The organism is Plantactinospora sp. CA-290183 (assembly GCF_050936375.1).
GTDB lineage: Bacteria > Actinomycetota > Actinomycetes > Mycobacteriales > Micromonosporaceae > Plantactinospora.
Genome location: NZ_JBNJMX010000007.1, coordinates 13985 through 26778, shown reverse-complemented (window position 1 = coordinate 26778; position 12794 = coordinate 13985). Strand labels below are relative to the sequence as shown.

12 protein-coding genes are annotated in these 12794 nt (G+C 71.8%); 9 read left to right on the top strand and 3 right to left on the bottom strand.

Translation table 11 applies throughout. The annotated features are described in order from the left end of the window. The first annotated feature begins 234 nt into the window (after window positions 1-234). The 3 genes from ACQEUR_RS14705 (at window position 235) to ACQEUR_RS14695 (ending at window position 4163) form a co-directional block, all read left to right on the top strand. Window positions 235-1245 (top strand): ABC transporter permease, encoded by a 1011-nt coding sequence (locus ACQEUR_RS14705; protein ID WP_433030501.1) that lies wholly within the window; start codon window positions 235-237, stop codon window positions 1243-1245. Window positions 1246-1253: 8 nt separating this feature from the next. Continuing rightward, on the top strand, window positions 1254-2252 hold the full coding sequence (locus tag ACQEUR_RS14700) for an ABC transporter permease (RefSeq protein WP_433030499.1): 999 nt from the start codon (window positions 1254-1256) through the stop codon (window positions 2250-2252). A gap of 153 nt (window positions 2253-2405) precedes the next feature. After that, window positions 2406-4163, top strand: a complete 1758-nt coding sequence (locus tag ACQEUR_RS14695) for an ABC transporter substrate-binding protein (protein ID WP_433030497.1) — start codon at window positions 2406-2408, stop codon at window positions 4161-4163. Window positions 4164-4257: 94 nt separating this feature from the next. Here ACQEUR_RS14695 and ACQEUR_RS14690 read toward each other — a convergent pair whose 3' ends face one another. Beyond that, window positions 4258-4560 (bottom strand): helix-turn-helix transcriptional regulator, encoded by a 303-nt coding sequence (locus tag ACQEUR_RS14690; RefSeq protein WP_433030495.1) that lies wholly within the window; start codon window positions 4558-4560, stop codon window positions 4258-4260. Between the two features lie 65 nt (window positions 4561-4625). On the opposite strand from ACQEUR_RS14690, the gene map reads away from it, so the two are divergent. Next, the gene (gene map / locus ACQEUR_RS14685; RefSeq protein ID WP_433030493.1) at window positions 4626-5411 is read left to right on the top strand and encodes a type I methionyl aminopeptidase; all 786 of its coding nucleotides are present in this window, start codon (window positions 4626-4628) and stop codon (window positions 5409-5411) included. A gap of 106 nt (window positions 5412-5517) precedes the next feature. Here the strand turns inward: map and ACQEUR_RS14680 are convergent, their stop codons facing one another. Beyond that, window positions 5518-7725 carry a prolyl oligopeptidase family serine peptidase gene (locus ACQEUR_RS14680; RefSeq protein WP_433030491.1) on the bottom strand — a complete coding sequence of 736 codons (2208 nt, stop codon included), beginning with the start codon at window positions 7723-7725 and terminating at the stop codon, window positions 5518-5520. Between the two features lie 149 nt (window positions 7726-7874). Here ACQEUR_RS14680 and mshB point away from each other — a divergent pair, with 149 nt between their 5' ends. The 3 genes from mshB (at window position 7875) to ACQEUR_RS14665 (ending at window position 9921) form a co-directional block, all read left to right on the top strand. Next, the gene (gene mshB, locus ACQEUR_RS14675; protein WP_433030489.1) at window positions 7875-8873 is read left to right on the top strand and encodes an N-acetyl-1-D-myo-inositol-2-amino-2-deoxy-alpha-D-glucopyranoside deacetylase; all 999 of its coding nucleotides are present in this window, start codon (window positions 7875-7877) and stop codon (window positions 8871-8873) included. 17 nt (window positions 8874-8890) lie between these two features. Further along, window positions 8891-9328, top strand: a complete 438-nt coding sequence (locus tag ACQEUR_RS14670) for a hypothetical protein (protein WP_433030487.1) — start codon at window positions 8891-8893, stop codon at window positions 9326-9328. A gap of 128 nt (window positions 9329-9456) precedes the next feature. After that, entirely contained in the window at window positions 9457-9921 is a 465-nt protein-coding gene (locus ACQEUR_RS14665; RefSeq protein WP_433030485.1) for a hypothetical protein, read from the top strand. Between the two features lie 23 nt (window positions 9922-9944). Here the strand turns inward: ACQEUR_RS14665 and ACQEUR_RS14660 are convergent, their stop codons facing one another. Then, the gene (locus tag ACQEUR_RS14660; RefSeq protein WP_433030483.1) at window positions 9945-10997 is read right to left on the bottom strand and encodes a GNAT family N-acetyltransferase; all 1053 of its coding nucleotides are present in this window, start codon (window positions 10995-10997) and stop codon (window positions 9945-9947) included. Window positions 10998-11076: 79 nt separating this feature from the next. On the opposite strand from ACQEUR_RS14660, the gene fdxA reads away from it, so the two are divergent. Both fdxA and dapC read left to right on the top strand, forming a co-directional pair. After that, the gene (gene fdxA / locus ACQEUR_RS14655; RefSeq protein ID WP_421396921.1) at window positions 11077-11400 is read left to right on the top strand and encodes a ferredoxin; all 324 of its coding nucleotides are present in this window, start codon (window positions 11077-11079) and stop codon (window positions 11398-11400) included. After that, the gene (gene dapC, locus ACQEUR_RS14650; protein WP_433031011.1) at window positions 11397-12524 is read left to right on the top strand and encodes a succinyldiaminopimelate transaminase; all 1128 of its coding nucleotides are present in this window, start codon (window positions 11397-11399) and stop codon (window positions 12522-12524) included. The genes fdxA and dapC overlap by 4 nt, the downstream gene beginning before the upstream one ends. The last annotated feature ends 270 nt before the right edge of the window (window positions 12525-12794 follow it).

Genomic DNA, 12794 nt, shown 5'->3' with positions numbered 1-12794 from the left:
GAGTGCGAGGAGTGAGCCGGGTTTGCGAGCCCCGCAGTCGCGAACGGAGGCTCCACAGTGAGTGCGAGGAGTGAGCCGGGTTTGCGAGCCCCGCAGTCGCGAACGGAGGCTCCACAGTGAGTGCGAGGAGTGAGCCGGGTTTGCGAGCCCCGCAGTCGCGAACGGAGGCTCCACAGTGAGTGCGAGGAGTGAGCCGGGTTTGCGAGCCCCGCAGTCGCGAACGGAGGCTCCACAGTGAGTGAGCAGCAGGTGGGGGTCGTCGCGGCGGCCGGGATCGACCCGCCGCCCGCCGGGACGGTGCCGGGGGTTGATCCGACGGAGTTCGTCGGCCGGTCTCCGGGTCAGCTCGCCTGGCTGCGGCTGCGCCGCGACAAGGTGGCCATGGTCAGCGGTGGCGTGCTGGTCTTCTTCATCCTGCTGGCGGTGGCCGCGCCCCTGGTGGCCCGGCTCTACGGCAAGGGCCCGCAGGAGCGGTTCCCGGAGCGGCTGGACCGCAACGGTTTCCCGCTCGGCTACGCGGGGGTGAGCGGCGAGCACTGGTTCGGCATCCAGCCGGGGATCGGCCGGGACATCTTCATCCAGATCGTCTACGGCCTGCGTACCTCGTTGATGATCGCGTTCACCGCGGCCGTCCTGACCATCGCGCTCGGCGTGGTGATCGGCATCGTCGCCGGGTACGTCGGCGGCTGGGTCGACGCGGCGATCACCTGGGTGATCGACCTGGCGCTGGCCTTCCCGTTCTACATCTTCTGTTTCGCGTTCGTACCGCTGGCGGTGAGCCAGTTCTACGGCCCGCGCGACGAGGTGTCCCCCTGGTTCCGCCCGTCGCTGCTGGTGCTGATCTTCGTGCTGTTCAACTGGACCATCTCCGCCCGGCTGGTTCGTGGTCAGGTGCTCTCGATGCGGGAGCGGGAGTTCGTGGACGCGGCCCGCGCCTCCGGGGCCGGGTTCGGGCACATGCTCTTCCGCGAACTGCTGCCGAACCTGTGGGCACCGATCCTGGTGACCTTCTCGCTCAACGTACCGGCGCTGATCACGGCGGAGGCGGCGCTGTCGTTCCTCGGTATCGGCGTGCTGGAGCCGACCCCCGATCTCGGGCGGTTGCTCAACGACAGCGTGCGCTATCTGCGGGACGTACCCAGCTTCACGATCCTGGGCGGCACCACCCTGTTCCTGCTGGTGCTGGCGTTCAACCTCTTCGGCGACTCGCTGCGCGACGCGCTCGACCCGAAGTCGAACAGGTAGGGGCGGCCATGCTGCGGTTCCTGGTCAAGAAGGTGCTGCTCGCCCTCAGCACGCTGTTCGCGGTCAGCGTGGTGACCTTCGGGCTGTTCTTCGTGGTGCCGAACAACCCGGCCGAGCTGATGTGCGGTGACAGCAAGAACGTCTGCAGTCCGGAGCGGATCGAGATGATCGAGCGCCGGATGGGGCTGGACAAGCCGATCCTCACGCAGTACGGCGACTTCATGCGGGGCATCGTCGTGGGCCGGACGATCGGCTCCGGCGAGACGGCCCGGGACTGCCCGGCGCCCTGCCTGGGCTTCTCGTTCCGCAACGACGAACCGGTGACCGGCATCGTCGGCCGTACCCTGCCGGTGACGCTGAGCATCGTCTCCGGGGCGGCGATCGTCTGGCTGCTGCTGGGAGTCTCGATCGGCATGCTCTCGGCGCTGCGCCGGGGCACGGTCTTCGACAAGCTCGCGGTCGGCACGTCGCTGGTGGGCGCCTCCATGCCGATCCTGCTCCTCGGGCCGCTGTTGCTGATCGGCCTGGTCTACGAGACCGGGCTGCTCGACTATCCGCGCTACACCCCGCTCACCGAGAACCCGCTGGGGTGGGCGTCCGCGATGATCCTGCCCTGGATCGCGCTCGGCTTCCTCAACTCCTCGACCTACGCCCGGCTGTCCCGCGCGCAGATGCTGGAGACGCTCTCCGAGGACTTCGTCCGGACCGCGCGGGCCAAGGGGCTGCCGAAGGTCACGGTGTACGGGCGGCACGCGCTCCGGGCGGCGATCACCCCGATCATCACGATCGCCGGGTTGGATCTGGGGGCCTACCTCGGCGGTACGGTGATCACGGAGACGGTCTTCGGGTTCACCGGGCTCGGCCGGACGGCGCTGAACGCGGCACTGCACCTGGACATGCCGATCGTGATGGCGACGGTGCTGCTCGCCGCCGTCTTCGTGGTGGCGGCGAACGTCCTGGTCGACCTCCTGTACGCGGTGGTCGACCCCCGGGTGCGGCTCGGATGAGCGACGCCGGCCGGGTGGACGCCCTGATTGCCGCCGGCCGGGGAACCGTTGCCCCATCGTTACTGCCACGAACTTACCTTCGTGCTCCCATGCGTGAATATTTCCTTCAACACGGCCGAAGCACCTGCGGGAACCAGACCAGGAGGAATTCCTATGCGACCCAGGTTCGCGGTGGCCGCGACGAGCGCCATGCTCTTGCTCGCGACCAGCGCCCTGACCGCCTGTTCGGAGAACACCGGTGACACCGATGACTCCGACAGCCGCGGGAAGCAGTTCACCAGCTCGATCGCGACCGACCCGAAGGACTCCCAGGGGCCGGCGGCGGAGGTGTCCGGAGCGAAGCCCGGCGGCACCCTGAAGGCGATCATGGAGTCCGACTTCGAACACCTCGACCCGCAGCGCACCTACACCTTCTTCGGCATGGCGATCCAGCTGATGTTCGTGCGCACGCTGACCGTCTTCAAGGACGACGGCAAGGGGAACGTGCTGCTCGTCGGCGACCTCGCCGAGGACACCGGCAAGGACGTCAACAAAGACTGCAAGACCTGGGAATACCGGTTGAAGGAGGGCGTCAAGTTCGAGGACGGCACGCCCATCAAGGCGGCCGACGTGGCGTACGGGATCGCCCGCTCGTTCGAGGAGAGCATCGACGGCGGTCCGACGTACATCCAGGAGTGGCTGGCCGACAACCCGGTGTACAACACCAGCTACAAGGGTCCCTACACCTCGGGCACCGACACCGTCCCCGGGCTGACGGTCGCCGACGACCGCACCCTGGTCTTCAACTTCGCCAAGCCGCACTGCGACCTGCCGTTCGCGCTGTCGCTGCCGACCTCGGTGCCGGTGCCAAAGGCCCAGGACACGAAGACCGAGTACGACCGACGGGTGGTCTCCTCCGGCCCGTACAAGATCAAGGAGTACGTCAAGGACAGCCGGTTGGTGTTGGAACGGAACCCGAACTGGGACCCGAATACCGACCCGCTGCGGCACGCCTACCCGGACAACATCGAGGTCGAGATCGGGCCGGACGACCAGGCCGCGACCGAGCGGGCGCTCGCCGGGCAGGGTGCGGACGCGGCGGCGGTGGCCTGGGACGAGGTCCCGCAGTCACTGGTCAACCAGGTGCAGGCCGACACCTCGCTGGGTGCGCGGGTGCTGCAGAAGCCGGCACCGTCCGTCTGGTACCTGAGCATCAACAACGACCGGATCAAGGACGTCAAGGTCCGTCAGGCCATCGCGTACGCGCTCGACAAGCAGGGCGTGCTCGCGACGCAGGGCGGTCAGGCGTCCGGCAAGCTGACCCACACCCTGCTCGCCGACACCACCATCGGGCAGACCGACTACCCCAATCCGTACGACGGCGGCCCGAACGGCAACCCGGAGAAGGCCAAGGAGCTGCTCGGCGGCCAGAAGGTCAAGCTGGTCTTCATGTCCCGGAACACGGCCTTCGGCCAGCAGACCGCGCCGATCGTCGAGCAGAGCCTGGAGCGGGCCGGCTTCGACGTGACCGTGCAGTACGTCGAGCAGGCCCGGCACAACCCGACCGCCCGGACCCGGGGCAACCCGTACGACATCTACCTGAGCAACTGGGCGGCGGACTGGCCCAGTGCGGTGTCGACGATCCCGGTGCTGTGGGACGGCCGCAAGCTCGGCCCGCAGGGCAACTCCAACGTGTCGTACTTCAACGCCGACGACGTGAACGCCGAGATCGACCGGGTGAGCAACCTGCCGGCCGGCGAGGCGGGTCCGGAGTGGGCCAAGGTCGACCAGATGATCATGGAGAAGTACGCCCCGGTCGTGCCGATCTACCAGGACAACTCGTTCCTGGTGACCGGTGCCAAGGTGGGCGGGGTGCTCATCTCCGAGCAGTTCGGTTCGGCCGTCTTCTACAACGCGTACGTCAAGCCATAGCGTTCCCGGCGCTCAGGGGCCGGTCCCACCCGCGCGGTGGGGCCGGCCCTCGGCGTACCGCTGCATGTACTGCGACGGCGCTGCGGGTCGGGGCCTACGAGGCCAACCGCTCGCCCGCGTCGCGACCCGATCCTGCGAGTACGACCCGGCCGTCCGACTGGTTGATCTCCGACCACACCGTGTCGAGGGAGAGGCCGAGGACGTCGGCGATCGCGGCGATGGTCGGGAAGGCGGGCGTGGCCACCCGACCGGACTCGATCTTCCGAAGGGTCTCCGGCGAGACGCCTGCGGCCAGCGCGGTACCGAGCATCGACCGCTCCCCCCTGGCGCGACGCAGGAGGGCGCCGAGGCGCTGTCCGCGCTCGACCTCTGCGGGAGTGAGCGGCAGCCTGACCATGCTCCGATTCTAGTACCGGGATAATATGGCCGGGATACTTATTGGCTGCCCGAGTGAGGAGCCGCATGATCGAGATTCTGAACCCCACCCAACTGCTCCACGCGAAGGACGCCGGCGCCCTCGTCGCCGGCATGCTGCAGACACTGAAGAGCCGTAGCACGGTCGGCACGAACCTCCTCGACATCGACTCGTGGGCGCAGAGCATGATCACCGAGGCCGGGGCGCAGTCCTGCTACGTCGACTACGAGCCACCCTTCGGGCGCGGGCCGTTCGGCCACTACATCTGCACCTCCGTCAACGACGCCGTGCTGCACGGACTGCCGTACGACTACCCGCTCGCCAACGGCGACCTGCTCTCGCTCGACCTCGCCGTCGCCAAGGGCGGCGTTGTCGCTGACTCCGCCATCAGCTTCATCGTGGGCGACTCGAAGCCCGCGGAGAGCGTCGCGATGATCAACGCGACCGAGCGCGCCCTGAGCGCGGGAATAGCCGCGGCCGGACCCGGGGCCCGCATCGGTGACATCTCCCATGCCATCGGCGCGGTCCTCAGCGAGGCGGGATATCCGATCAACACCGAGTTCGGCGGTCATGGCGTCGGATCGACGATGCACCAGGACCCGCACGTCTCGAACACGGGGCGGCCCGGTCGCGGATACCGGCTGCGCCCCGGGCTACTGCTGGCACTGGAGCCATGGGTCATGGCCGACACCGCCGAGCTCGTCACCGACGCCGACGGCTGGACGCTCCGGAGCGCGACAGGATGCCGGACGGCCCACAGTGAGCACACGATCGCCATCACCGACGACGGGGCCGACATTCTCACCCTGCCGCCGAAGCAGGCACCGGCCTGAGGTGAGAGTCGTCGGCGCTACGTCCGACGGCCCCATCGGCCGCACACCGCCTGCGCCGACCGGCCGCCCCGCACCCGGTCGATCGACGCCCCGGTCGGCCGTACCGCTAGAGGTGGCGGTGCAGGAAGTCGAGTTCGAGCCGGAGCAGTCGCTCGGCGGCGCCGCCGGCGGCCAGGTGGGTGGCGCCGGTCAGCGGGATGACCGAGTGCGGGCGGCCGGTGCCCAGCAGCTCGGCGGAGAGCCGCAGGGTGTGCGCGGCCACCACGTTGTCGTCGGCCAGGCCGTGCACCAGCAGGATCGGCCGGGCCTCCTCGGGGTCGCGGACGGGTTCCCGGGCCAGCTCCAGCAGCGAATGGTGCGCGTAGATCTCCGGACTCTCGGCGGGCATCCCGAGATAGCGCTCGGTGTAGGCGGTGTCGTAGAGGGTCCAGTCGGTGACCGGCGCCCCGGCGATGGCGCAGCGGAACAGCTCGGGCCGGCGCAGCACGGCGAGCGCCGCCAGCCAGCCACCGAACGACCAGCCCCGGATCGCGACCCGGCCGAGGTCGAGATCGGGGTGCTTGCCGGCCAGCGCGGTGAGCGCGTCCACCTGGTCGGCCAGGATCACGTCGGCCAGACGCCGGTGGACAACCTTCTCGAACGACGGCGCGACGCCCGGCGTACCCCGGTTGTCGATGGTGACCACCGCGAGCCCGGCGTCGGCCCACCACTGCCGCTCCAGCCACGCCGACCGGGCGGCCAGCACCTCCTGGTGACCCGGGCCGCCGTAGACGTCGAGCAGCACCGGCAGCCGGCGGCCCGCCACGTGGTTGCCGGGGTAGAGCACCGCGGCCGGCAGCCGGCGGTCGGTGACCCGTTCGAGCGCCGGGCGCGGCGCGTACGGCGGGGTGGCGGCCAGGTTCCGCAGGGTCGCCACCTCCCGGTCGTCCTGCCAGACCGTCCACCGGCCGCCCGGGTGGTCGAGCGACCGGGAGTGCACCACCAGCACGTCGCCGCCGACCACGCCGCTGTGCCAGCCGGGGTCGGTGGTCAGCCGGCGGGCGTCGATCCCGCCGACCCCGATCGCGGTACGGACCCGGAACAGGTGCTGCTGGCTCGGTTCCCCGTCGCTCCCCTCCACCAGCAGGTCCGGGCTGCCGTTGCGGTGCGGCAGCCAGCCGGCCACCCGGCGTACGTAGAGCGTCGGCGGGGTCAGCAGGGTGCCGTCGGCGAAGAGGCAGCGGGCGTCGTAGCCGTCGTGGGCGAGTTCACCGCCGACCAGCACCCGGCCGTCGGGCAGGTGCCGTGGCGTGCCGCCGACCGGGTCGACCCAGCGCGGGTCGGCGAGTTCGGCGTGCACCTGGGTCTCCCCGGTACGCGGGTCGACGGCGAGGACCAGACCGTGCTGTTGCAGGCGGCGCAGCACGGTGATCAGCGGGCCGGTCTCGGCCCAGTCCACCGACACCACGTAGGGATAGGTCTCCCGGTCCCAGTGCACGTCGACCCAGCCGCCGTCGAGGTCCAGCAGGTGCAGGCTGACCTCGGCGTTCGGGCCGCCGCTGCGCGGGTAGGCCACCGAGCGCGGCCGGCTCTCCGGGTCGCCCGGGTCGTGCAGGTGCCAGCGGGCCAGCCGGGACTCGTCGACCCGGGCGGCGAGGATGGATCGCCCGTCCGGCGACCACCAGTAGCCGCGGAACCGGCCGAACTCCTCGGCGGCCACGAACTCGGCCAGGCCCCAGGTCACCCCGGCGTCCTCGCCGGCGAGCAGGCTGTCGGTGCCGTCGTGGTCGACCACCCGCAACCGGCCGGCACCGTCGGCCGTGTCCGTGACGTAGCCGATCCGCTGGCCGGTCGGGTCCGGGCGGGGATCCACCACCGGACCGGAGACCGCCACCTCGACCACGTCGCCGTGGACGAGGTCCGCCCGGAAGAGGCGCCCGGCGAGGGTGAAGACGGCGACCCGCGCGCCCGGGTCGGTCGCGTACCCGCCGATGCCGGCGGCGCTCAACCGGAGCCGCTCGCGCAGCGCCCGTTCCGTCGGACTCGGCTCGGCCGCGGCGGCGGGCTCGCCGGCCAGCTCGTCGCCGGCGTCCGGGCGCGCCCCGGCCGGCGTCGTCGGCCCGGGTCCGCCGTCCGGGTGGAGCAGTACGGCGGGGTCGGCGACCAGGCGCTCGGTGCCGGACGCGACGTCGAGCAGCCAGAGGGCGTCCGCCTGGTCGGTGGGACCGCCGGAACGCAGGAAGACCACCCGGGAACCGTCGTTGGCCACCGTCACCGCCCGAGGCGCGCCGCAGCTGAAGCGGCGGGTACGGGCGGCCAACTCCGGGTAGTCCACATCGTGATCGTAGATCGGCCGGTTCCGTCATGTGGCCGAGCCGGCCATCGCGTCCGTGCGGGTGACGTGTATCGGTCTGATCACCCTCCGGATGCATTGACTAACTCCCTGAGCAGGGCGGTCGGATCCGCGCGCGTAAAGTGGCCCGGGTGACGAATCCGACCGCGCCGGGTGACCCGACCGAGACACCGCCGGCCCGACGGCTGCTGCTGGTGCACGCGCATCCGGACGACGAGGCGATCGGCACCGGCGCGACGATGGCGCACTACGCGGCGGACGGGGCCGGCGTCACCCTGGTGACCTGCACGCTCGGCGAGGAGGGCGAGATCCACGTCCCGGCGCTGGCCCGGCTCGCGGCGACCGAGGCCGACCAGCTCGGCGGCTACCGGATCACGGAACTCGCCACCGCCTGCGCGGCGCTCGGGGTGACCGACCACCGGTTCCTGGGTGGGGCCGGCCGGTACCGCGACTCGGGCATGATGGGCCTGCCCACCAACGGGCACCCCCGGGCCTTCTGGCAGGCGGACCTCGACGAGGCGGCCGGCCACCTGGTCGAGATCATGCGTGAGGTTCGGCCACAGGTGCTGGTCACCTACGACCCGAACGGGTTCTACGGGCACCCCGACCACGTCCAGGCGCACCGGGTGGCGATGCGGGCCGCCGAACTGGCCGCCGCCGAGGGATTCGGGCCAGCCAAGATCTACTGGACGGCACTGCCGAAGAGCGTGCTGGAGGCCGGGCTGGCCGCGTTCGCCGACGCCGCCGACAACCCGTTCGCCGGCACCGAGCAGCCCGACGAGCTGCCCTTCGGCACGCCGGACGAGGAGATCGCGGCCCGGATTGACGCCACCGACCAGCACGTCGCCAAGGAGGCGGCGATGCGGGCGCACGCGACCCAGATTCCGGAGAACTCCTGGCTCTACTCCATCGCCAGCAACTTCGGCGGGGAGTTCATGGGGGTCGAGTACTACACCCTGGCCGTCGGGGAGCGGGGCCCCGGCTCCGGCCCGCACCGGTGGGAGGACGACCTCTTCGCCGGGCTGCCGGTATCGCCCGGCGAGGCCCCCGGCACCGGCCGACAGGACGTCGGCGTGACCCCCTTCCCGTCCTCCGCGACAGGTGCGCCCGCGGAGGCGGGCGCGCGGTGACCCTGCCGAGCCCGCCCGTGTCCGTACCACCGGAGGTGAGCTCCGGCCCGGAGCAGCCCAGCCCGCCGACGGCGGTGGTGCGGGCGCTGGACCTCGCGCTGCGGATCCTCGGCGGCGTGGTCGCGGTGGCCGCCGCCGTGGTCACCGCCGCCCTGGAGCTGCTGCTGTCGATGGTGCGGGTCGGCGGCGTACCGGTGGGGGTGTCGGTGCTGCTGGCGGTGGTGGCGAACGTGGCGCTGAGCCGGTTCGCCAACCATGCGGTGGGGCGCCGCTGGGCGCTCGCGCTGCCTGCCGTGGCCTGGTTCGCGCTGATGGTGGTCGCCTCCGGGGGCACCGGCGAGGGTGACGTGCTGATCGCGGCCGACAACTGGGTCGGACTGGCGATGATCTTCGCCGGCTCGGTCGCCTTCGCCGTGATGGCGTTCCGGTTGATCATCGCCCCCCGGCAGACCTGAACCGGACGTATCCTTCTCCGCACCTCCGCCGCGCACGTCGACCCATGGATCCACTCAGCCGGCAGTGGTAGAAATCTGGGTCAGAAACGGCCGCGGTGGCGGAGTTCCTACTGGAGAAGGGACGTGCGATGAAGGATCGTTGGCTGCCGGTCGGGGTGCTCGCGGGCGCGCTGTTCGCGATCAACGTGGCGGCACGGCTGGTCTCCCGGTTCGCCTTCGGCGACGACCCGGAGATGCAGGACCGGCTGTCGTTGGCGATGTTCGCGCTGATCGCGGTGATCCTGGCGACGCTCGCGTTCGTCTGGGGACGGCGCCGGCCGCTGCCGGACTGGGGCGGGGAGATGGCGCTCGCCGTGCTGATCGCGATGGTGCTGACGATCTTCCTGGGACCGGTGGTCAGCGGCAGCTACCCGTTCGCGGACGGGGCCGGGGCGTTCTTCTCGCAGATCTGGCTCTACGCCGGGTTCACCGGCGGCGGCGTCGTCCTGGGCTATCTGCTGCTGACCGCGCTCGGCTGGGACTACCGGTCGCAGTCGCTCAAGCGCTACGCCGAGATCAAGCAGTCGAAGCCGCGCCGGGTGGTACGTCGCTGACCCGTGGCCCGCGCCCGGCGGCGTCAGGCCGTACCGGCCGGTGGCTCGGTGCGGGTCTGGTAGGTGTGGTGGGTGGTGAAGCCCAACCCCCGGTAGAGCTCGACCGCGCCAAAGTTGCGTTCCTCGACCTGGAGGAAGGCGTGCGTCGCGCCCAGCTCGGCGGCCCACTGCGCGAGGGCCCGGACGACGTGCCGGGCGAGCCCGCGGCGGCGGGCCGGTGGCACCACCTCCACCAGGCCCAGCCCCAGCCAGCGCCCGCCGCCGGTCACCGTGCCCCGGGCCGCGGCGACCAGCTCCCGCCCCGCCGGCTCCGGGGTGTCGGCGTACACGTGCGCGAAGCGGACCTGCGGCACGGCGGTGAGCAGGTGGCGCGCGGCCGCCGGCGGCTCGGCCCCGGCATCGGGTTCCACCGTCGGTCCGGCCACGGCGTCGCCGCGCCGCCGCGCCTGCTTCGCCTTGCGGCCGGCCGCCAGGGCGAGCCAGGCGGCCGAGGGGGCGCGGGTGAGCTCCACCGGGGGCAGCTCCGGGCGGGCCGGCGCGGCGTCCAGGATCGCCGCCACCGGGGCGGTCTGCACCAGCACCAGCGGGCGGGCACCCCAGCCGCGTTCGTCGAGCGCGGCACCGACCGGCGCGGCCAACGGGAGCGGGACGTTCACCAGCGCTGGTTGACCCCGGTCGGCGTACCAGCGCCGGACCGCGTCGATCGCGTCGTCCAGCGGGCGGTCCGGGTCGCCGATGGGCAGGGCGGAGTTCGCCCGGCCGGTCCACCCGTCGGCGGCGCGCAGCAGCCAGTCGCCGAGCCGGTCCCGTACCGGGGCGGGCCAGGCCTCGTCGGCGGCGCGTTCCAGCGCGACGACCGCGGTGGCGCTCGGGCGGCGGGCCGGCGGCACCCGCTTGGCGCGGTGCACCTCGGCCAGCGGGACCCGCAGCGGGCCGGTCGCGGTGGCGAGCACCAGGTGGGTCTCGGTCAGGTCGACGAGCTCGCCCAGGGCGTCCGAGAAGAGGGTGCGACCGCCGGTGGACCCGACGACACGCCGGACCACTATTCGATGTCCCACATCCTGCCGCCGGAGCACGATCGACCCCCTCCCCGGCGACATACTAGGCTCTTAGCGTCGCGGTCGATCGCGGCGTGGCTTGCGGAGGAGAAGATCGGTGACCTACATCATCGCCGAGCCGTGCGTGGATGTGCTCGACAAGGCATGCATCGAGGAGTGCCCGGTCGACTGCATCTACGAGGGCAACCGGATGCTCTACATCCACCCGGACGAGTGTGTCGACTGCGGGGCCTGTGAGCCGGTCTGCCCGGTGGAAGCGATCTTCTACGAGGACGACGTGCCGGAGCAGTGGAAGGACTACACCACCGCGAACTACGAGTTCTTCGAGGACCTCGGTTCGCCGGGCGGTGCCTCCAAGATCGGCAAGGTGGAGAAGGACACCCCGTTCATCGCGGCGCAGCCGCCCCGGGGCGAGCACTGAGCGGCGCCTCGGCGTCCGGGAGCGCCTCGTCGGGTCGCGTTGCCGACCTGCCCGACTTTCCCTGGGACCTGCTCGAACCGGCCAAGGCCCGGGCCGGGCGGCACCCGGACGGGATCGTCGATCTCTCCGTGGGTACGCCGGTCGACCCGGTGCCGGCGCTGATCCGGGACGCCCTGGCGGCGGCCTCGGACGCGCCCGGCTATCCGCTGACCGCGGGCTCGCCCGCCCTGCGTACGGCCCTGGCCGCATGGGTCGCCCGGGAGTGCGGGGCGGACCGGGACGGCGTCGGGGTGCTGCCGACGATCGGCTCCAAGGAGCTGGTCGCCTGGCTGCCCACCCTGCTCGGGCTGGGGCCCGGCGACGTGGTGGTCATCCCGCGGGTCTGCTACCCCACCTACGAGGTGGGCGCGCGGCTCGCCGGGGCCGAGGTGGTCCGGGCCGACTCGCTGACCGCCGTCGGGCCGACCTCCCGGGTACGGCTCGTCTGGGTCAACTCGCCGTCCAACCCGACCGGTCGGGTGCTGCCCCCGGCGCACCTGCGCAAGACCGTCGACTGGGCCCGCGAGCGCGGCGCGGTGGTGGCGAGCGACGAGTGCTACCTGTCGCTGGGCTGGGAGGAGACGCCGACCTCGGTACTCTCCCCGGCCGTCTCCGACGGTGACTACTCGGGGCTGCTCGCCGTGCACTCCCTCTCCAAGCGCTCGAACCTGGCCGGTTACCGGGCCGGCTTCGTGGCCGGGGACCGGGCGCTGGTCGGCAGGCTGCTCGCCGTGCGCAAACACGCGGGCATGATCGTGCCGGCGCCGGTGCAGGCGGCGATGGTGGCGGCGCTGGGTGACGAGGCACACGTGACCGAGCAGCGGGCCCGGTACGCGGCCCGCCGGGACGTCCTGCGGGACGCGCTGGCCAAGGCCGGCTTCGTGATCGAGCACTCCGGCGCCGGGCTCTACCTCTGGGCCAGCCGGGACGAGGACTGCTGGACCACCGTCGACTGGTTCGCCGAGCGGGGCATCCTGGTCGCCCCGGGCGAGTTCTACGGCCCGACCGGCAACCGGCACGTCCGGGTGGCGCTCACCGCGACCGACGAGCGGGTCGCGGCGGCGGCCGACCGGCTCGCCGGCTGACGGTCCCGGCTCGCCGGCTGATCGGTCCCTGGCTCGACGGTGCGGACGGCGTCTGCGCTGACACCCGTACCGCCGTTCGGCGCGATGACTCTGCGGCATGAATATGACTCGGAGGCATCACGCCCGATCCGGGTGCCGGGCCGCGCAGGGATCCACGGTCGCGAGGGCGCCGGGACAGAGAGCGCTCTCAGAAACTCGTGCCGAACGACTTGACGCGGCGGCAACACCCTCGTAACGATGTATCCACATCTCTCGCGCTCCCGGCCGCGA